This is a genomic window from Ruegeria sp. YTSC199, from assembly GCF_059609725.1.
Map to the genome: position 1 here is coordinate 1 of NZ_JBXWMF010000004.1, position 18,042 is coordinate 18,042.

18 protein-coding genes and 1 tRNA gene are annotated in these 18,042 nt (G+C 58.4%); 10 read left to right on the top strand and 9 right to left on the bottom strand.

The annotated features are described in order from the left end of the window. Positions 1 to 415: 415 nt before the first annotated feature. From AC2FEE_RS04465 to AC2FEE_RS04480, 4 genes are all read left to right on the top strand, one after another. Positions 416 to 1,168 (top strand): 5-oxoprolinase subunit B family protein, encoded by a 753-nt coding sequence (locus AC2FEE_RS04465; RefSeq protein ID WP_496863337.1) that lies wholly within the window; start codon positions 416 to 418, stop codon positions 1,166 to 1,168. Continuing rightward, positions 1,165 to 2,163 (top strand): 5-oxoprolinase subunit C family protein, encoded by a 999-nt coding sequence (locus tag AC2FEE_RS04470; RefSeq protein WP_496863339.1) that lies wholly within the window; start codon positions 1,165 to 1,167, stop codon positions 2,161 to 2,163. Before AC2FEE_RS04465 ends, AC2FEE_RS04470 begins: the two co-directional genes overlap by 4 nt. A gap of 12 nt (positions 2,164 to 2,175) precedes the next feature. Then, complete coding sequence (locus AC2FEE_RS04475; protein WP_496863340.1) at positions 2,176 to 2,934, top strand: LamB/YcsF family protein; 759 nt, start codon at positions 2,176 to 2,178, stop codon at positions 2,932 to 2,934. 154 nt (positions 2,935 to 3,088) lie between these two features. Next, the gene (locus tag AC2FEE_RS04480) at positions 3,089 to 4,336 is read left to right on the top strand and encodes a hypothetical protein (protein WP_496863341.1); all 1,248 of its coding nucleotides are present in this window, start codon (positions 3,089 to 3,091) and stop codon (positions 4,334 to 4,336) included. Between the two features lie 70 nt (positions 4,337 to 4,406). Here AC2FEE_RS04480 and AC2FEE_RS04485 read toward each other — a convergent pair whose 3' ends face one another. Both AC2FEE_RS04485 and AC2FEE_RS04490 read right to left on the bottom strand, forming a co-directional pair. Then, positions 4,407 to 5,789, bottom strand: a complete 1,383-nt coding sequence (locus tag AC2FEE_RS04485; protein ID WP_496863342.1) for a D-alanyl-D-alanine carboxypeptidase family protein — start codon at positions 5,787 to 5,789, stop codon at positions 4,407 to 4,409. Between the two features lie 280 nt (positions 5,790 to 6,069). Next, positions 6,070 to 6,771, bottom strand: coding sequence for an HAD family hydrolase (locus AC2FEE_RS04490; protein ID WP_496863343.1), 702 nt, complete (start codon positions 6,769 to 6,771; stop codon positions 6,070 to 6,072). A gap of 93 nt (positions 6,772 to 6,864) precedes the next feature. Between AC2FEE_RS04490 and clpS the strand changes: the two genes are divergently transcribed. The 4 genes from clpS to hemF are packed head-to-tail and all read left to right on the top strand — an operon-like array spanning position 6,865 to position 9,930. Then, positions 6,865 to 7,209 carry an ATP-dependent Clp protease adapter ClpS gene (clpS, locus tag AC2FEE_RS04495; RefSeq protein ID WP_480596463.1) on the top strand — a complete coding sequence of 115 codons (345 nt, stop codon included), beginning with the start codon at positions 6,865 to 6,867 and terminating at the stop codon, positions 7,207 to 7,209. 27 nt (positions 7,210 to 7,236) lie between these two features. Next, positions 7,237 to 8,202: a class I SAM-dependent methyltransferase gene (locus AC2FEE_RS04500; RefSeq protein WP_496863344.1), complete on the top strand. Its 966-nt coding sequence runs from the start codon at positions 7,237 to 7,239 to the stop codon at positions 8,200 to 8,202. A 37-nt stretch (positions 8,203 to 8,239) separates the two neighbouring features. Continuing rightward, positions 8,240 to 9,040: an SDR family NAD(P)-dependent oxidoreductase gene (locus AC2FEE_RS04505; protein WP_496863345.1), complete on the top strand. Its 801-nt coding sequence runs from the start codon at positions 8,240 to 8,242 to the stop codon at positions 9,038 to 9,040. 5 nt (positions 9,041 to 9,045) lie between these two features. Continuing rightward, positions 9,046 to 9,930 carry an oxygen-dependent coproporphyrinogen oxidase gene (gene hemF / locus AC2FEE_RS04510; RefSeq protein WP_496863347.1) on the top strand — a complete coding sequence of 295 codons (885 nt, stop codon included), beginning with the start codon at positions 9,046 to 9,048 and terminating at the stop codon, positions 9,928 to 9,930. Positions 9,931 to 9,936: 6 nt separating this feature from the next. Here hemF and AC2FEE_RS04515 read toward each other — a convergent pair whose 3' ends face one another. The 4 genes from AC2FEE_RS04515 to modA all read right to left on the bottom strand — a co-directional run bounded on the left by AC2FEE_RS04515 (position 9,937) and on the right by modA (position 12,994). Then, the gene (locus AC2FEE_RS04515) at positions 9,937 to 10,344 is read right to left on the bottom strand and encodes a hypothetical protein (RefSeq protein ID WP_496863348.1); all 408 of its coding nucleotides are present in this window, start codon (positions 10,342 to 10,344) and stop codon (positions 9,937 to 9,939) included. Between the two features lie 80 nt (positions 10,345 to 10,424). Continuing rightward, positions 10,425 to 11,522, bottom strand: a complete 1,098-nt coding sequence (gene modC / locus AC2FEE_RS04520; RefSeq protein WP_496863349.1) for a molybdenum ABC transporter ATP-binding protein — start codon at positions 11,520 to 11,522, stop codon at positions 10,425 to 10,427. Continuing rightward, complete coding sequence (modB, locus tag AC2FEE_RS04525; protein ID WP_496863351.1) at positions 11,519 to 12,211, bottom strand: molybdate ABC transporter permease subunit; 693 nt, start codon at positions 12,209 to 12,211, stop codon at positions 11,519 to 11,521. The genes modC and modB overlap by 4 nt, the downstream gene beginning before the upstream one ends. A gap of 3 nt (positions 12,212 to 12,214) precedes the next feature. Then, the gene (modA, locus tag AC2FEE_RS04530) at positions 12,215 to 12,994 is read right to left on the bottom strand and encodes a molybdate ABC transporter substrate-binding protein (protein ID WP_496863353.1); all 780 of its coding nucleotides are present in this window, start codon (positions 12,992 to 12,994) and stop codon (positions 12,215 to 12,217) included. A 213-nt stretch (positions 12,995 to 13,207) separates the two neighbouring features. Here modA and AC2FEE_RS04535 point away from each other — a divergent pair. Both AC2FEE_RS04535 and AC2FEE_RS04540 read left to right on the top strand, forming a co-directional pair. Then, positions 13,208 to 13,283, top strand: a tRNA-Val gene (locus AC2FEE_RS04535). 119 nt (positions 13,284 to 13,402) lie between these two features. Next, the gene (locus AC2FEE_RS04540) at positions 13,403 to 14,335 is read left to right on the top strand and encodes a site-specific integrase (protein WP_496863355.1); all 933 of its coding nucleotides are present in this window, start codon (positions 13,403 to 13,405) and stop codon (positions 14,333 to 14,335) included. A gap of 487 nt (positions 14,336 to 14,822) precedes the next feature. Here the strand turns inward: AC2FEE_RS04540 and AC2FEE_RS04545 are convergent, their stop codons facing one another. Genes AC2FEE_RS04545 through AC2FEE_RS04555 form a run of 3 tightly spaced genes read right to left on the bottom strand, consistent with a single transcriptional unit; the run spans position 14,823 to position 17,994 of the window. Further along, complete coding sequence (locus AC2FEE_RS04545; RefSeq protein ID WP_496863357.1) at positions 14,823 to 16,064, bottom strand: dipeptidase; 1,242 nt, start codon at positions 16,062 to 16,064, stop codon at positions 14,823 to 14,825. A 50-nt stretch (positions 16,065 to 16,114) separates the two neighbouring features. Next, positions 16,115 to 17,293 carry a carbohydrate porin gene (locus AC2FEE_RS04550; protein ID WP_496863359.1) on the bottom strand — a complete coding sequence of 393 codons (1,179 nt, stop codon included), beginning with the start codon at positions 17,291 to 17,293 and terminating at the stop codon, positions 16,115 to 16,117. Continuing rightward, complete coding sequence (locus AC2FEE_RS04555) at positions 17,290 to 17,994, bottom strand: DUF3299 domain-containing protein (protein WP_496863361.1); 705 nt, start codon at positions 17,992 to 17,994, stop codon at positions 17,290 to 17,292. Before AC2FEE_RS04555 ends, AC2FEE_RS04550 begins: the two co-directional genes overlap by 4 nt. Positions 17,995 to 18,042: the final 48 nt, after the last annotated feature.

Below are 18,042 nucleotides of genomic sequence, written 5' to 3' on the forward strand. Positions count from 1 at the left end.
CCAACCCGTCAGCACCGCCTCAGCAGCGCCGGTGAAGGGGGTTCTAAGTATAACCAGCACTAGCCGCAAGCAGAAAATCACATCCTGCGCAATTTTTTTGCCATTTTATTATTATTGATTTATTTTCAATAGCTTATGGAACCTTCCGGCTGGGCGATCCCTGCCAACACACCCCAAAGCCGGTGATCCACCACAAAGCCATGACCCGGCCGCGTCCACGCCCACTCTATATATAGTGAGTCCGCCTTCCGCACCTACAAGGCCAGCCCGACTCGGTCACCCAGAATTCGGCCAGTTTTCCCGACTCGACTCGCATTTTAGACTTAGAAAGCCGCTCGGGTCCAAGCCCGGGGCTTGCGCATTGGCCCGGGATAAGATCACCTCGCCGCAAAGAAACGTTCGAACGCATTATGAGATGACACCCAAGCAGGTAGCCCCTTTCCCACGCATCCAAACCATTGGTCTGGACGGTCTGCTGATTTCGTTTGGCGATACGATGTCGGAATCTTCTAATCGTGCCGCCCTAGCGTTCCGCAACGCTGTCGACTCTCTGAATTGGGAAGGTGTGGCCGAGACATCGGCCTCGCTTGCTTCGGCCTATATCCGGTTCGATCCAATTCGATTGCCACACTCTGAAATCGAGGCGCGTCTGGCGCAGATGTTGGAGCGACAGGATTGGTATCAGGCGCCGCTACCGGCCGGGCGTCGTCTGTGGAAGGTGCCGACCGTTTACGGCGGCGAGCTTGCGCCGCAACTGGATGAGGCCGCAGCCGCCGCGGGGCTGTCATCCAACGAAGCCATCAATCGCCTCGGCAATACCCGCGTTCGCGTGCTCACCATCGGCTTTGCGCCCGGTCAGCCCTATCTCGGCCCGCTGGGGCCCGAGTTCAACATTCCGCGCCTCCCGGAATTGACGCCGATGGTCCCCGAGGGGGCTCTGGTGTTGGCGATTTCCCAATTTGTGCTGTTTTCGGGGCCAACCCCCACCGGATGGCGGCATGTAGGCCAGACCGCGTTCCGGTGTTTCCGCCCCGAAGCCGAGCAGAGCTTTGCCCTGCGCCCCGGTGATGAGATGCAATTTCTTCCGGTCAGCCGGGACGAACTGGAGGCCATCCGCGCGACCAATGATGGCACGGGCGGCGCGTCCTGCACGGAGATCTCCGCATGAGCCTGCTAGTGCATCAGATCGGACCTGCCTGCACAGTGCAGGATCAGGGGCGCACAGGATATCTGGATCAGGGTCTGTCGCGGTCTGGCGCGGCGGATCAGTTGGCCCTTCATGAAGGCGCAGCGCTGTTGGGGCAAAGCCCGGATAGCGCCGCATTGGAAATGGCAGGCATGGGCGGCACGTTCGAGGCCACTGAGCCAGTCAACATCGCTCTGTCCGGTGCGCCGATGCAGGCAAACATCGATGGCACGCCGATCCTCTGGAACGCCTCTCATGCCTTGCAGGCCGGGCAGAAGCTGACAATCGGTGCGGTCACACAAGGAACATACGGCTATCTGCATGTCGGAGGCGGGATTGATGCGCCACGGTTTCTGGGGTCGCGCTCGGCCCATTTGACCGCGAAGGTCGGGCGCGCGGTGCAGAAGGGTGACATGCTGCCGGCCGGTCCGCACGCGGGCAACGCTGGAATGAAGCTGCGTCCGGAGGATCGGTTCGCCGGTGGCACCCTGCGCGTAGTTGCCAGCTTTCAAACCGCCTTGTTCGAGCAAGACACACTGAACCGATTTACCCGGACGGTATTTCGGCGCGGGACACGGGCGAACCGGATGGGTATGCAACTGAACAGCGAGGGTGAGGGCTTCGCTGCCCAAGGTCAGCTGAACATATTGTCTGAGGTAATCACCCCCGGTGACATCCAGATGACCGGCACCGGTAACCCCTTTATCCTTCTGCCCGAATGCCAGACCACCGGAGGGTATCCCCGGATTGCCACCGTCCTGCCCTGTGACCTGCCCCAAGCAGCGCAGACCCCCTCGGGTGGGCAGATACAGTTCCAATTCGTGACAATGGAGGAAGCTGTCGCCCTGCACGCAACCTATCTGTCCGACTTGTCACGACTGCGGGCGCGGGTCGAACCTCTGGTCCGGAACCCACATGACATACCAGACCTGTTGTCCTACCAATTGATCGGCGGAATGATCTCTGCCACCGAGTAAGGAGTGTTGCCGATGCCCAGCGTCGATCTGAATGCAGATATGGGGGAAAGCTATGGCCCTTGGAAAATGGGCGATGATGACAGCCTGCTGAAGATCATCACATCGGCCAATATAGCTTGCGGCTTTCACGCGGGCGATCCGGATGTGATGGCAAAGACGATGACACTGGCGGCTGAGAACGGAGTGGGCATCGGTGCGCATCCCGGCTTTCCCGACCTGCAGGGGTTTGGTCGCCGCAACATGAAGGTGCCCCATGACAGCTTGCGCAATCTGGTGCGTTATCAACTGGGTGCGGCGATAGGGATGGCCAAGGCAGTTGGCACCAAAGTCCGACACCTGAAACTGCACGGAGCGCTGGCCAATATGTGCTCGGTCGATATCGACATGGCGCGGGCCTGTTATCTGGGCGCGCTGGACGTGGACCCGGATATCATCATCATGGTTTTGGCCGTCACCAAACAAGAAGAGGCCGTGCGTGAGATTGGCTGCAAATGGGTCGGCGAGATTTTTGCCGACCGCGCCTACAATGATGACGGCACTCTGGTGGATCGCGGCTTGCCCGGCGCGGTCATCCATGACTCAGAGCTTGCCGGGCCGCGTATCCTGAACATGGTCCGCGCAAGCGCCATCATCACCGAATCCGGCAAACAACTTGAAACCTCGATCGATACGATCTGCCTTCATGGCGACGGGCCGACCGCAGTGCAAATCGCCCGGTCGGTGCGCGAAAACCTGATCGCAGGCGGGGTCGAGGTGACACAATTCACCTAATAGCCATGCGAAAGTAAGAACATCGCCATACCTTCTTACTGTTGCCCGCTTGGAATTCTGACCCTAGCATGACCGCAAGTGCATGTTCTGATTGTTGGAAATCCAAGCAAGGCCGCGCCCGACTGCCACCGGGTATGCGCAAGGAGGTTTATCAATGTCTTTCGATTTGATGTCTTACCAACCCCGCGGGGACAAGAAGAACTCGGACTTCTTCAACGAATACCTGCCAATGATCTACGAACGGCGCACCAGCTCGGGCGTAGCCGATCAGGTTGGGCCAATGCGGGCAATTGTCCTGCAGGTAGAAACCACGGCACTGTTCGAAACGCTGATCGAGCTTTATGTGATGACCCCGTATCGCCACACGGCCACCTATATGGGTCAGACCCACAAGTTCTCGATCCTGCATTCGCATCCCGACTACCCTGCCATGATCGTGATGGCCCCGCTGAACCCCAGCTTTGAGGACTTCATCCCACGCATCAACCGGATGTATCCGCTTGCACGTAACACGCCGCAGACCCGCTACGTCGGAGAAATCTATGGTGCGACTGACCTGAAAACCCTCAGCAAAACGCTCGAAGATCAGAACATCCGCATTGAATACAGCGGCGATACAGAAAACCCGTTCTACACGCAGGATGGGTTCTGCTTCACCACCCCGTCCGATTTTACCTGCAACCGGGTCGGCTATTCCACGCTGGACTTCAACGACACCGACAGTTTGCGGCTGGGGGATCGCGTGCTGTTGAGCGATGCAGAACAAGCGCAACTGGATCAGGTCGCTGCGTTTGGGGCGGACAGCAAGATCTCACCTTTGATGCTGGGGATCGATCACCTCGCCACCCGCATTCTGGCCGGTGAGCGTGAGGACGCGATCCTCGAGTTCCTGACTGTGGTGCCCTATTATTTCTGGGGGGCGTACAACATCTTTGACATGAATTCGTCGACCAATGTGAATCGGAATGCCAATGTGGATGATGACAAGAAATCACCCGCCAAGGTTTTCACGGCTAACAACACACCCTCTTTTGTCAATTCCTTCGAGCAACTACCCATGCCAACCGAGGATTTTGTCCGCAATTATGGTCGCCGCCTGCATCACATGGCGGTTGAGATTCAGGATGGTGATCACAACGCGGGTGAAAAGAACGTCGATTTCGTGGTCAACACGCTGAAGGACAAGGGCGTACCGTTCCTGGCGCATGTGGTGGGTGAATGCAAAGATGACCCGAACCTGAAACAGATTTTCTCGAAACACTCGAAGAACACGCTGCTGATCACCGAGTATATCGAGCGCTGCCATCACTATGACGGGTTCTTTACCAAGGACAATGTGGCCGCTTTGACCGCCGCTGCCGGGCAGGATGAGCAATATCAGCACGGCCACGTGTTCGACTAAGGCGTTCTGTAAAAAAGAGGCTGCGAGGATACTCGCAGCCAGACCCATTCAGGAGAGTATATGTCGGATCTTATGACGGCCCGATCATGAAACATGTGACATTCCGGGCCTGAAGCCTGCGGCAGGCCAGATCAGCCTGTTCGCGGGTCATGCCCTGGAACGTTGCCTCGAACCCGCGCGAGTTTTGGTTCACCTTGCGCAAGGTCCCTTCCAGAGTGGTCATTTCCGACAGGGCGGTTTTCAGCAAAACCTTTTCCGCCTCGTATCGGGTAGTATAGCGGCCCACATTGACGCCCCATAAATGCCCGCCAGAGGTGGACAGTCGGGTAACGATTTCCTGTTCAGGCTCGGGCTGCACGGTCAGGTCGGTCGACGCCAGAACCAGACCCTCAGGCCGCGCAGCGGGGCGCGCCGTTCCGTCTGTTGCTGGCTGGACATCCGCCGCGGCGATGGCTGCGGCGATACCGTTCTGAATGCGCGCACCGTTCTTGGCAGCGGTCGCTGCAACGGTGCCAGCCACCTGTACGGCGGCACCTGGCCCCGGACGTAGCACCGGCCGCAGGCTGGTTTTCGGTGCTCCGGTCAGAGCCGCGACAGTCGCGCCCAACCCGACATTCCCGGCATAGGTCGGACGGGCCGGTTTGCGGATCGGTGCCCGCGACGGTGCGCGACGGAAACCCATATCCAGCAGCTCGGCCACTTTGGCATTGCGCGATGCGCCGGATTTGCCGCCGAACACGGTGGCGATGATCCGTTCATCCTTGCGCTTGGCAGAAGCCACAAGGTTGAAGCCCGCAGCCCGGGTGTAGCCGGTTTTGATACCGTCCGCGCCCTTGTAGGCAGCCAGAAGGCGGCGGTTCGTATTCGGAACCGTCTTGATTCCGGCATTGGTCGATTGCCGCGAGAACAGATTGTAATACTGCGGGTAATCATACAGCAGATGACGACCCAGCGTAGTCATGTCCCGTGCGGTGGACAGGTGACCTGATTCTGTCAGACCATGCGCGTTCTTGAACGTGGTGCGGCTCATCCCCATTGCCTTGGCAGTGCGGGTCATACGCCGGGCAAAGGCGGCCTCAGACCCGCTGATGGCGATACCGATGGCGGTGGCCGCGTCGTTGGCCGACTTCACTGCGGCAGCGCGGATCAGATAGCGAAAGGCAATCTTCTGTCCTGTGCGCAAACCCAGTTTCGATGGCGGTTCGGACGCGGCTTTCTTGGTGATACGCACCGGTGTGTCCAGCGTGATTTCCCCGTTCCGCACCGCTTCGAACGCGATGTAGAGCGTCATCATCTTGGTCAGTGACGCCGGATGCAACCTTGTGTCGGCATTTCGTGAATGCAGAACCTCACCGGTACGCGCGTCGATCACCATTGCCGCGTAGGGTGCGGCCACCCCTTGCAACGGCGCAAAGGAGAGCAGCCACAAGAATGCTATAAGGAATAAGCCCATTCGGGCCGGAACTGTCCGCCGAACCTGCACGATCTTTGCCTCTGTCTACCTCGGGCCGCCAGGTTTTCCCGGTCGGCATTTAATTTTTTTATTGCCGTTGAGGCTAGCACAGAGATCCAATGAAATAAACCAAAAGCTCATCAAATCGCTGTTTGGTTATCCTTTGGATGACCTACAACATATGGCCAAACACGTCCCCTGCCCCACCACATCCATGAATGTGACCGAAAAATGCCGCCGCTCTGTGTCGAATTTTCGAAACTGAGACCATTCGGCAACATCAGCCGAGCCGCTGAACAAGGTCGAAGAGCTGGCCCAAGTCCTGCAACTCGCGGTACCTGGGGTTCTCGGCTGGCGTTTCGGCCTGCTCGACCTCCCATACCAGCCCGTGCGGCACATACACGCCCCAGCACCCCGCCTGAATCGGGGCCACCACATCGGATCGCATTGAATTGCCGACCATCATGGCCGAGGCAGGTCCGCCCTCGTACTGTTCGAAAATCTGCTGATAGGTCTGCGGTGTCTTCTCAGAGACGATTTCAACTCCGTCGAACAGCTCTCCTAATCCGGACTGCGCCAGTTTCCGCTCCTGATCGATCAGGTCGCCCTTGGTGATCAGCACCACCTGATGAGTCGCCGCCGCACCCTCGATCGCCTCCCGTGCATGAGGCAGCAGCTCGATCGGATGGGCCAGCATCTCTTGCCCGGCTTCGACCAGTTGGCGGATGACCGAAGCCGGAACCCGGTCATTCGTCACCTCGATCGCGGTTTCGATCATCGACAGGGTAAAGCCTTTGATTCCGTACCCGTAGTGGCGAATGTTGCGCTTTTCGGCCGCCAGCAGACGCTCCAACAGATGATCCTTCTCGGCATGATCTGCCAGCAAATCGGTGAAATGAGCCTGTGTGAGCTGAAAAAAACGCTCGTTGTGCCACAAAGTATCATCCGCATCGAAGCCGATTGTGGTAAGGTTTTGGCCCATGTCGAATACGTCCTGCTGGCTCTTTTCTCTGGCCAGTACGACGTTATATAAGCGCACAGATAAACCGAAGCCTGAATCGGACAGTAGAACGCAATGCTTGAACACCAATGGATCATGTCTGACAAACCGGACGACGACGACCCTGACTCGTCGGTCCTGGTGCAGACGCGCCCAAAGACCAAGCGTCCGCCGCTGTACAAGGTTCTGCTGCTGAACGACGACTACACCCCGATGGAGTTCGTCGTGCATGTGCTGGAACGTTTCTTCAGCATGACCCACGCACAAGCGTTCGAGATCATGCTGACCGTCCACAAAAAAGGCGTCGCGGTCGTGGGTGTGTTCAGCCACGAGATCGCCGAGACCAAAGTAGGTCAGGTCATGGATTTTGCCCGTCGGCATCAACACCCTCTGCAATGCACCATGGAGCGGGAAGAGTAAGCCCGCGCTGCTCTTTCGAAATCGCTCATGTCTCCTCGTCTTAATCTTGCCCTGCAAAGCGGCCTTTCGCTGTCGCAACCGCTGACGGTGCTTGGACCAATCGCAAGCAGCGACCTGTCGGCCTTGCCCAGCGAGACGCAGGTGGTGCAACCGTTCAAGCCATTTCACGATCACTTCGCCAAACAGGGGTTCTCGGTCATTCCCGAAACGGATGAGCCCTGTCAGGACGCCATCGTGATCCTGCCCCGCGCCAAGGCATTGGCCCGCTCGATGGTGCATAAGGCCTGCACCCGCGCCAGCGGAGTTGTTGTCGTGGACGGCGCCAAGACCGATGGCGTGGACAGCCTGTTAAAAGACATCCGCAAACGCGTTGCTGTCGAGGGGCCATTCTCCAAAGCCCATGGCAAGATTTTTTGGTTCCGGTCGGATCGCCAAGCCTTTGCGGATTGGGCAGCGCCCGACCAAAAGACCGCGGACGGATATCAGACCGCGCCGGGGGTGTTCTCGGCGGATGGCATCGATCCGGCTTCGGCCCTGTTGCTGGCGGCGCTGCCCGACAAGCTGGGCGCTCGGGTTGCCGACCTTGGCGCGGGTTGGGGGTTCCTGTCCGCCGGGGTATTGCAGGCTCCGGGTCTTAAAGCTCTGCATCTGGTCGAGGCCGACCACACCGCCCTCACCTGCGCCCGCACCAATGTGGCTGACCCACGCGCGCAGTTTCACTGGGCCGATGCGGTGACCTGGCTTGCCCCCGAACCCATCGACACAGTGGTGATGAACCCGCCGTTCCACACCGGCCGCAGCGCCGAACCGGAGCTGGGGCAAGGCTTCATCCGGTCGGCCGCCAAGAACCTGACTCGCACCGGTGCGCTTTGGATGGTTGCAAACCGTCACCTGCCCTATGAGACCACTCTGACCGACGCTTTTGCCCGTGTCGAAGAAGTGACCGGCGACAATCGGTTCAAGGTCTTTCATGCCTCTCGCCCTCGGCGGTGATCCCGGCTAACCTGCGCCGCAACTCAGGAGTTTACGCATGTCCTTTTCCATAGCTGGCAAAACCACAATCGTGACCGGCGGGGCCAACGGCGTCGGGCTGGCCATCGGGCGTCACTTTGCGGATGCAGGCGCCAATGTGATGTTTGCCGACATGGACGAGAAACGGCTGACCGAAGAACTTGGCGAACAGGCCGACGACAGCAATATCCGTTTCTTTGCCGGGGACCTGCGGGAAAAGCTGACCATCGCCAACCTGCTGTCCGCCACAATCGACGCGTTCGATCAGGTGGACATCCTGATCAACGGCGCGCGGCAGGTGATTCCCTCCGATCCGCTGGATACCGAAGATGACTCAATGCGTACCTTGCTGAACCAGAACCTGATGCCTGCCCTGCGGCTGAGCCAGTTGGTCGCCAAACGGATGATCAAGCAAGCCGATGACGACGACGAAAACCCGGCCGGGTCGATCATCAACCTGTCCTCAATTGCCGCCCGGCGCACGCACCCTGATCTGATGGCCTATTCCGTGTCGACCGCCGCGCTGGACCAGATGACCCGCTCACTCGCAGTGGCTCTGGCCCCGAACCGTATCCGGGTTAACTCGATCGCTCTGGGCTCGGTCATGAGTGCCTCGCTGCAATCCACCCTGAAAGAAAACCGCGATTTTCGCGACGACATCGAGAAACACACCCCTTTGGCCCGGATCGCCGCGCCTACCGAGTTGACCGAGACGGCGCAATATCTGGCCTCGGACGCCGCCGGGTTCATCACCGGGCAGATCCTGACCATTGACGGCGGCCGCACCTTGCTGGATCCCGTCGCAGCCCCGGCCCATTGATCCCCATGTTCGACACTGAAAAATCAACCGCCTCTGCCTGGTTCCGCGAACTGCGCGACCAGATCGTCACCGCATTCGAAGCCCTGGAAGACAGCCACGACACCGGGCCATTCTCGGATGCAAAACCCGGCCGGTTCGAGGTCAAGGAAACCAAGCGCCAATCCGAGGACGGCTCGGACGCGGGTGGTGGGTTGATGTCTGTGATGCGCGGTGGCCGCGTTTTCGAAAAGGTCGGCGTCAACATCTCGACCGTCTACGGCACGCTGGGTGAGCGGGCACAGCAGGCCATGGCTGCCCGCAAGGGCATTCCCGGCATGGTTGATGACCCGCGTTTCTGGGCCTCGGGCATATCGCTGGTCGCACACATGCAGAACCCGCATGCTCCGGCCGTGCATATGAACACCCGTATGTTCTGGACGCCACACGCATGGTGGTTCGGAGGCGGATCAGACCTGAACCCCTGTATCGAATATGATGAAGACACCGCCCATTTCCACGCCACACAAAAGGCACATCTGGACCCGCACGGGCCGGGGCACTATCCCCGCCTCAAGGAATGGGCTGACGAATACTTCTATATCCCACACCGGAAACGCGCCCGAGGCGTTGGCGGCATCTTCATGGATGACTACTGCACCGGTGACTGGGCGGCGGATTTCGCGCTGACACAGGATATTGGCCGGGCCTTTTTGCCTGCCTTCGTGCCTCTGGTCGAAAAGCGCCGCGTGCAGGGGTTTGACGATGACGACAAGAACACCCAACTGGTGCATCGCGGTCTCTATGCCGAATACAATCTGGTTTACGACCGGGGCACCAAGTTCGGGCTGGAAACCGGCCACGACCCGGACGCAGTACTGATGAGCCTGCCCCCCTTGGCCAAGTGGGTCTGATTTCACTCAGAAGTCAAAATCCATGATGTTGTCAAAGCAATGGCTCTGTGCACCGGATGCCGACATATTCTCACCCACGCGGCTGACCGTGATCGAATAGCTTTTCGAGGTGTCGCCGCCTTCGGGCGGTGTCAGCGAAAACTGCACTGTACGCGTCTGCTTGTCATAGGCTTTGGCGACGTAAATGCGCTGGGTCGTCGGCAGCCCGAGGGTGCGGATGGCGAAATCTCCGATGCCGCACCAGTAGGCGATTGCCGCTGACGAGCCATGGGTGGCCACCTGGTAATTGCCATTGTCCAGCTGCGTGACCGTCGCACGATACCCGGGCCTGACTGCAAAACCAATTCCGACGGCTTGCGCCACCGTTGGCAGCAAAAGCAGGGCAACTGCGCCTGAAATTCTTAAAAACCGCATAGCAACAAATCCTTGGCCTGAAACATATTCGAACGTTACCATATATCATAGGAGGCACGGCTTTTGAGTAAAGTCCAAGCTCAGCGGGTGCTCAGCCGACCGCCAACATCCTGCGGCGCCAGGGCAACCGTCTTTATAACCGCATAGCAGGGCTTGCCGGCTTCCAGCCCCAGCGCCTCGACCGAGCGGCGGGTAACGCGGGCCAACACCGGGCCTGCCGGGGTTTGGACCGAAACGATAGCTCCCGGCCCTTCACCCGCGCGGATCGTATCGACCGTTCCAGCCAGCATGTTCAGGGCAGAGAGCCCCTCGGGGCGTTTGCTGGACAGGATCACCTCCTGAGCCGGAATGCGGATGCGCAGCTCTTCCCCCACCTGATGCGGAATGCGCGGCAGGAACAGGCGCGCGTCACCGGCATCCAGTTCGGTCAGCCCGTCGGCGTGATGATCCCGAACCCGCACTTTCAGCACCGCCCCCACGGCCCGCACCCCGGCCGGGGCGATCGACGGGTCGGCCATAACCTCGGAGGCCGGACCATGCCGAACCGCTTTGCCATCCTGCAAGGCAACCACTGAGGTCGCCAGCCGCGCGACCTCGGCCGCAGAATGTGTGACATAGAGAATCGGCACCGAGACCTCATCCCGCAGCCGTTCAAAATAGGGCAGGATCTCAGCCTTGCGTTCGTCGTCCAACGCAGCCAGAGGTTCATCGGCCAGGATCAGCCGCGGGCTGGCCAGCAAGGCTCGCCCAATCGCCACGCGCTGCTTTTCCCCGCCCGACAGGCCTGCAGGGCGGCGGTCCAGCAAATGTCCGATGCCCAGCATCTCGATCACTTTGTCCGGGTCCTCGCGGCGCGCTCGTTTCGGCGCAAACCAGCGGCCATAGGACAGATTCTGCCGCACCGTCAGATGTGGGAACAGACGGCCTTCCTGAAAGATATAGCCCAACCGCCTGCGATGCGGCGGCAGCCAGAGGTTCTGCTCGGTATCGAACAGCTCCCACCCGTCCACAGCGACCCGCCCGGCCTTGGGGCGCAGCAAACCGGCCACGGCGTTGACCACTGTGGTCTTGCCCGACCCGGAGCGCCCAAACAAAACGGTCACGCCCGAGGGCGCATCAAAGCTGAGATCCAGCGTGAGATCGGGCAGATCGTGCTGCAAGCGGACAGACAGGCTCATGACCCGGACACTCTGGCCGCGGCGCGGCGACCGACATATTCCGACAGCAGTAACGCCCCCATGGCGATGATGATCGACACCACGACCAGCCGCGTCGCTGCGCCCTCGCCCCCAGGTACCTGCAAAAAGGCATAGACTGCCGACGGCAGGGTTTGGGTCTGGCCGGGGATGTTGGAAACAAAGGTGATCGTGGCCCCGAACTCTCCCATCGCTTTGGCAAAGGCAAGAATGGCACCAGCGACCACGCCGGGCAGAATCATCGGCAGTGTGACGGTGGCAAATACAAAGGGCCGCGATGCACCCAGTGTCGCCCCAGCCTGCTCCAACTTGGGGTCCACCGCCTCGATCGACAGGCGAATGGCGCGCACCATCAGCGGAAATGCCATGATCCCTGCAGCCAGCGCCGCGCCGGTCCAGCGAAAGGCCACGACGATGCCGAACTCAGCCAGCAGCTTACCCAGCGGGCCCTGGATACCAAAGGTCAACAACAGCAGATACCCGGTTACCACCGGCGGCAGGATCAACGGCAAGTGCACCAGCCCGTTCAGCAATTGGCGGCCGGGAAACCGCCAGCGGGCCAATGCGTAGGCCACGAAAATGCCAAACGGCAAGGTCACCAGCGTCGCCCAGAAGGACACGCGTAACGAAAGTCTGAGCGCCTCAAGCTCTGCCGGCCCCAACCACCCCATGAGTCAGCGATCCGGCAGGGCAAAGCCCTGTGCTATAAAAACTTCCTCGGCGGCATCCGATTGCAGGTGATCCAAAAACGCCCGAGCTGCGGTTGTGCCAGACGCGGTCACCGCTGCCGGATAGATGATCGGCGGGTGTAGTTCGGGCGGGAACGATGCTACAACCTGAACCCGGTCTTCGACTTGCGCATCCGATTGGTAGACAATCCCCAGCGGCGCGGCTCCGGCCGCAACCAGCGCAAGCGCCGCGCGAACGTTGTCGGTCTGTGCGATCCGGGTCTGTACATCCTCCCACAACCCCAGGTTCTGCAGCGCCGCCTTGCCGTAAATTCCCGCTGGCACCGCATCGACCAGCGCCATCGCCAGATGCCCGTTCCCAAGCCTCGCAGGCAGATCGACATCCGGCTGCATCCGGCCGATCTGATCCTGATCTGCACCGCCGATCAGAACCAACCCATTACCCAGCAAATCCACCCGCGAGTCCGCGTCGATCAATTCCTGGTTCTGCAGAACATTCATCCAATCCACATTCGCAGAAATGAACAGCTGCGCAGGTGCGCCCAGTTGAATCTGCCGCGCCAATACGGACGAGGCTGCATAGGACACCGTGACCTCATGCCCGGTTTGCTGTTCGAAAACCGGCGCGATCTCGTCCAGTGCATTTTTTAGGCTTGCGGCGGCAAAAACTAAAACCTCCGCCGCTCCGGCCCGTATCGGGGCCAGTGTCAATGTGCCCAACACCAAGGCTGCGATTGCACATCGGCGGGCAAGGGAAAGGATCATGTGCTCTCCCGTCTGGAAGGTTGCAGTCCCTTCGGGGATATCTGAGGGCGCATATGACACGCAAGCGCCTTTCCCCGGACCGAGGGCGTGGGCTGCACAAAAAGAACGAAGTTAATCAGCATCAACGAAATCAAACTGTCCGGGCGTTACACCAAAGAAAAAATGTCTGACCCTCTTGCGCCTGCGCGCTGGCTTGGCTACATGCACCGTCACGGGTGATTAGCTCAGTTGGTAGAGCGCTTCGTTTACACCGAAGATGTCGGGAGTTCGAGTCTCTCATCACCCACCATCCTTTCCCCACAATGTATCAAGGTCTTACGCGACTAGCACCTTTTGCTGGGCCGCGCACGAAACTGTGTCCGCTGCACTTAAACGGAAAAGATGTCTCCAACACAGGAGATATGGACCATGGCACCAATCGTAAAAAAACCTAGGGGCAAGTGGCAGGCGACGGTTCAAAAGGACGGGCAATCCCGATCCAAGTCTTTTATTAAGCGTGCTGATGCGGCGAAGTGGGCACGAGAGACGGAGTTGAGCGCGGACAGAAGATTGATAACCCCACCCCCCGGTGTGAGCGCATCCGAGATGCCCCTTGGAGAAGTGCTGCGTAAGTACTCCAAGTTAGCCAGCAGAAAGGTCAGCAAGCTGCGATCCGTTGACTTTGTCCACTATCGTGACCAGCGCATTAAATCCATGAAGGCGGCGACTGTGGTGAGGGAACCGGGTTGGTTGCAGCACGCTCTTGATGTCGCCTGTGAGAATTGGGGGCAAAACGTGCCTCAAGGAAACCCGGTCAAGCTTGTCCGACGACCCAAGATCGACAACCGCCGCGAGAGGCGATTGCAGGAAGGAGAATGGCAGGCTTTGTTGGGTGCCGTGAACCAATCTCGGTCCCCGTTGACAAAGCCACTGTTGACACCGGCCTTGGCGACCGGGATGCGCCGAGGGGAATTGCTGTCGATACAATGGAAGCATGTAGACCTTGAGCGTCGAACAGTGTTCCTGCCCCAAACAAAAAATGGTCGCGCCCGTACTGTTCCACTCAGCCCAAATTCAGTTGCCGTATTGATGGACCTGCCACGCGGTGACGAGCGGTGTTTACCCCTGTCTGGCAACTCTGTGCGATTAGCCTTTGAACGCCTCAGGCAACGGGCAGGCGTGGTTGATCTTACATTTCATGACATTCGACACGAGGCGGTGTCCCGCTTTGTGGAAAGTGGGTTATCGCTTGCGCAAGTACAGATGATCAGCGGACATCGCGATTTGCGGATGTTGATGCGTTACACCCACCTGCAGACTGATCACATCGTGGCGAAGCTGGCAGCCATAGAATTTGCTTAAATCGACTTGATACAGCGCAGGGTGGTCGAACTCTCCCGAGTGCGCCATCAGGGATCACCCTCACCCTTTCCAGCGACAACAAGTGTCCCTTGTGCATTTTGGTTGTCCAGTCGCTTGCCGTTCATTTCTCAAGCATTGGGTAATGACGTTAGTCCTTCGTCTAACGAACACACGGGCGCTAAACCGATCCGGGCAAGTGCTGTTGGGTCGGGCTAAACCGTCTAACTCGGTCGGCTGTTCAAAAGACACACTAACGCGGCACATAGAGACCCAGTTCTCGGACGGCATGACTGGGATCGGTATGGCCAATGGGAAGTGAACCAAATTACCCCTCTCTCGGCCGCACTGTGTTTGGAGCACCTCATCGAACTTTGCTACTACAGCAACCTGCAACCTCTTTGGAAGCGAGACAACCTAGCAAAGTGCGGGGCGTGAGCCTCGCCCGTAAGGGTTGGCATCTATCTTCATTGGGCTAGCTCCCGAAAGTTTAACGCGAGTAGAACCCATCACGAAGTTCTTGTCTCAGGCGCAGACGCTCGGGGTATTCTTTCAGGAATTGTTCGGGTGGTTTACTTTCCCAAACTTGCGCATAAACCCGCATCTTGTTGCTGCTATAAATCTTTGCCAGGTCCTCGTTTGAATAGCCCCGCGCCCAAAGGTCATCGGTAATCGCCGCAAGGATTTTGGCAAGTTCGCCGTTACCGGTGGCTCCTTTGTTGAACGCGTCGATCATGTAGCCGCCATCGTCGTACATGCTCGCGTTTTCAGTTGCGAACTGCACGACAAGCTCGGTCGAGAACATATCGTCCGTCGCGATGCCGACATGGTCGATCCCGACAAGTTGGACATAGTAGTCGATCATATCAGCGGCCTGCTTGGGTGAGATATCCTCAGGCCAAACGCCGTCCATCATCCATTCGGTGAAGGTCGGAGAAATGTAGCCGCCCGATTTGGCCGCGCGCAGCGCCTCATCGTCGGGAATGGCCCGATAACAACCGCGTGTCGTGGCATTGGGTTCGTTCGCATAAAGCCCAGCTGGGACAGAGTGCGTATAGACATAGGGCACGCCGGGATAGGTCTCATCCATATAATCCATGGCGTCGTTGGCCGTTTTTGAACCCGTGTGGCTTAGGTCGAGCAAGATACCGAACCGCACCATTTCATCGATGACCGACTTCCCCCAAGGCGTCAGACCAATGTCGCGACCGTTGTAGGCCGCCAACTGCCCAGAACCAGTGCGGAAAATATCATTGTAAGCCAGGATCATACTTTTGATCCCCATATCCTTGAGCAACGCCATCTTCTTTAGATCGCCGTTCAGGATTGTCGCGGTTTGGCTGTTCCAGATGACGGCTGTTTTGCCTTGGATATGGGCCGCTTCGATGTCGCGGGTTTCATTCACGATGAGATAGTTTTCTGGCTGCTGGGCCATGGCAGCCCGGAAATGGTAGTGCTGGTCAAGCAAGGTTTCGAAAGACATATCCGCAGCAGCCAGCGTCATCTCGTGTCCCGTAATACCGTTGTCCCGAGCACGCGCGAAGTAGGTATGAAGCTGGTCGTAGTCGGTCCAACCAGTGCCGTAGGGGCTGGCCAACATGCCGAGGACGATGGTGTCTTGCACGAATTGCTTCGCCTCTTCTGACGCATCCCAAGTCTTGCTTTCCTCGCTGGCGTGTAGTGCGCCACCAAAAGTGATCGCAATGGCGCCTACGGCTAAAAGGGTCTTCATGACGGAACCTCGCTAACTGTTTTGATCTTAGCTGCCACTTTCGATCCACCTCAGAAAACGATCCGGGTTCTTAGGCCAAACAGCGTAATGCTATCCTGAGCGGGATTCAGCAGCGGGTCAGAAATGAACTGCAGTGATGGCGTGATCTGCAGTCCGGGTGAGATTGAAAAACGGTAGAATGCTTCGAGCGTGAACTGATCGCCGTCTATGCCTCTTGCCTCGGCCCAGTTCAGGCCCAGCCCGGCCAAATCGGTATTGCGACCATAGTAGCCGAGACCGGCAGAAACGGAACGGTCATAGAGTGCTGCCGTCCCCTTTGAAGCCCCAGCTCGGAAGAATGGCATCCACCTATTGCCGACAAACCATGCGGCTGAAAACGCAGCGCCATAATCTTCTGGACGGCTACCATCGTCAGCCGCATCCGCATGCCAGAGGGTCAGATGGATATTGTCGAAGTAGATGCGATCAAAGCCGGAGGTGTAACCAAGTTCGAGTGATTTGAAGAGATTGCCGTCGCTAAACACATCAAAGTTTGGATCGGACGGGTCGGCGTTTGCGTCTGAGACACTCGCCACAGCGTAGAAGTTTTCGCTCAGCTTTACCCCACCGGCAATACCTAGGCCCGGGTTGGGCGCGTTAAGTGTGGGGTTGGTATTGAAAGACAGGTTTTGGAATCCACTGTAGGGGCTTACCAACCCATAGATATCCACAAAGTCCGTTACATCAATCTGGCCGACTTGCAGCGTCCACGACCCGTTCTCGGCCCTTTGGGTCCAGAACAGGTTGGTCAATAGCAAACCATTATCGTTGAAGGCTGTCCCCGTGATCGAAAGGGCTCCACCATCCAGACCAAGAAACTGCGGGGCAACATCGGTATAGCTGTGCCGATCTTCAATCTTGAATGTCAGGGAACCACGTTCCGTTGCCTGCCAATTCCCATAGAAACGCGCGATTCCGCTGGCCGCTTCACCGGTTCCCAGATCAGCATTCGTGGTTTGGCCTAGCGCCAGGTAGTCAATATTGAACCGAAACCCACCCTCAGCCAGCCGGTCTTTCCACTGAAACCAACCCGGTGCGACATTGCGTGGAAAATCGGAACGATATTGTGGGTCGGTCAGCCCATCTCCGGGCTCTAGATCAGCTTCGACCGAAGAGGGCCCGGACAGACCTTGAGCCGACGCTGCGCCAGCGAAGGCAATGCTCAATGCGGCAACCAGAAGTCTTATCATTCAGACGCCTTTGCCCCGCCGGTCTTGCGATTGCCTGCCGCCCGGATGCGATCAGCGGCACGCTGCTTCCATTCCAGCCTGTCTGCTTCAGTTTCCAGAGTTTCGACACGTTCCGTCTCCAACTGGAATGTCGCATTCATTGGCATGAGGCCGTCCACAACCATCATATTCTGAACAGAAGGATCAATCGTCAGCGTGCCTGTCAGACGAACGGGTTCATGGAAATAGCTGGGCGACCAATCGTCGTTCAACCGCACACGGATCATTTGGTTGGGAGGAGGCGGAGGCATGTGACTGCACATCCCGCGTTCTGGCACCAAATACGCCACTGGCCGACCGTCCGGATCACTCGGAGCAGGAATGGCAAAGCCCGCGAGTGTGATTGTTTGACCGTCGAATTGCGGATTTCCGTTTGTTCCTGCTTTTTTTCGCCGTTCCTTCACAGCCTCTCGCTGATCGAGTAGCCAGTCGACATCAATACCATCTGCCGCCAAGGCGTCCTCGGTCTCGGTCAGAAGCTCTTGCCATTTTTGCCTTTCATCTGAGCTGCCAGCGTCCTGCTGCAACCTGCCGCGCAAGCGAACGACAAAGAGGACATCGTCAAACTGCTCGGGGCTGAGATCGCGATAGGGGTCTTCAAATACTTGCACGGATGGGTCAGGGAGATCAGCCCAGTCAAGCATAGCTCCCGGCGATGCCATGGCGGAATGACTGCACCAGACCAACCCAGCAAATACTGCAGAGCAAAA

What these genes read in the sequence shown, in the direction of transcription:
- AC2FEE_RS04465 (WP_496863337.1), top strand. Translation starts at nt 416, where the DNA reads ATGACACCCAAGCAGGTAGCCCCTTTCCCACGCATCCAAACCATTGGT.
- AC2FEE_RS04470 (WP_496863339.1), top strand. Translation starts at nt 1,165, where the DNA reads ATGAGCCTGCTAGTGCATCAGATCGGACCTGCCTGCACAGTGCAGGAT.
- AC2FEE_RS04475 (WP_496863340.1), top strand. Translation starts at nt 2,176, where the DNA reads ATGCCCAGCGTCGATCTGAATGCAGATATGGGGGAAAGCTATGGCCCT.
- AC2FEE_RS04480 (WP_496863341.1), top strand. Translation starts at nt 3,089, where the DNA reads ATGTCTTTCGATTTGATGTCTTACCAACCCCGCGGGGACAAGAAGAAC.
- AC2FEE_RS04485 (WP_496863342.1), bottom strand. Translation starts at nt 5,789, where the DNA reads ATGGGCTTATTCCTTATAGCATTCTTGTGGCTGCTCTCCTTTGCGCCG.
- AC2FEE_RS04490 (WP_496863343.1), bottom strand. Translation starts at nt 6,771, where the DNA reads ATGGGCCAAAACCTTACCACAATCGGCTTCGATGCGGATGATACTTTG.
- clpS (WP_480596463.1), top strand. Translation starts at nt 6,865, where the DNA reads ATGCTTGAACACCAATGGATCATGTCTGACAAACCGGACGACGACGAC.
- AC2FEE_RS04500 (WP_496863344.1), top strand. Translation starts at nt 7,237, where the DNA reads ATGTCTCCTCGTCTTAATCTTGCCCTGCAAAGCGGCCTTTCGCTGTCG.
- AC2FEE_RS04505 (WP_496863345.1), top strand. Translation starts at nt 8,240, where the DNA reads ATGTCCTTTTCCATAGCTGGCAAAACCACAATCGTGACCGGCGGGGCC.
- hemF (WP_496863347.1), top strand. Translation starts at nt 9,046, where the DNA reads ATGTTCGACACTGAAAAATCAACCGCCTCTGCCTGGTTCCGCGAACTG.
- AC2FEE_RS04515 (WP_496863348.1), bottom strand. Translation starts at nt 10,344, where the DNA reads ATGCGGTTTTTAAGAATTTCAGGCGCAGTTGCCCTGCTTTTGCTGCCA.
- modC (WP_496863349.1), bottom strand. Translation starts at nt 11,522, where the DNA reads ATGAGCCTGTCTGTCCGCTTGCAGCACGATCTGCCCGATCTCACGCTG.
- modB (WP_496863351.1), bottom strand. Translation starts at nt 12,211, where the DNA reads ATGGGGTGGTTGGGGCCGGCAGAGCTTGAGGCGCTCAGACTTTCGTTA.
- modA (WP_496863353.1), bottom strand. Translation starts at nt 12,994, where the DNA reads ATGATCCTTTCCCTTGCCCGCCGATGTGCAATCGCAGCCTTGGTGTTG.
- AC2FEE_RS04540 (WP_496863355.1), top strand. Translation starts at nt 13,403, where the DNA reads ATGGCACCAATCGTAAAAAAACCTAGGGGCAAGTGGCAGGCGACGGTT.
- AC2FEE_RS04545 (WP_496863357.1), bottom strand. Translation starts at nt 16,064, where the DNA reads ATGAAGACCCTTTTAGCCGTAGGCGCCATTGCGATCACTTTTGGTGGC.
- AC2FEE_RS04550 (WP_496863359.1), bottom strand. Translation starts at nt 17,293, where the DNA reads ATGATAAGACTTCTGGTTGCCGCATTGAGCATTGCCTTCGCTGGCGCA.
- AC2FEE_RS04555 (WP_496863361.1), bottom strand. Translation starts at nt 17,994, where the DNA reads ATGGCATCGCCGGGAGCTATGCTTGACTGGGCTGATCTCCCTGACCCA.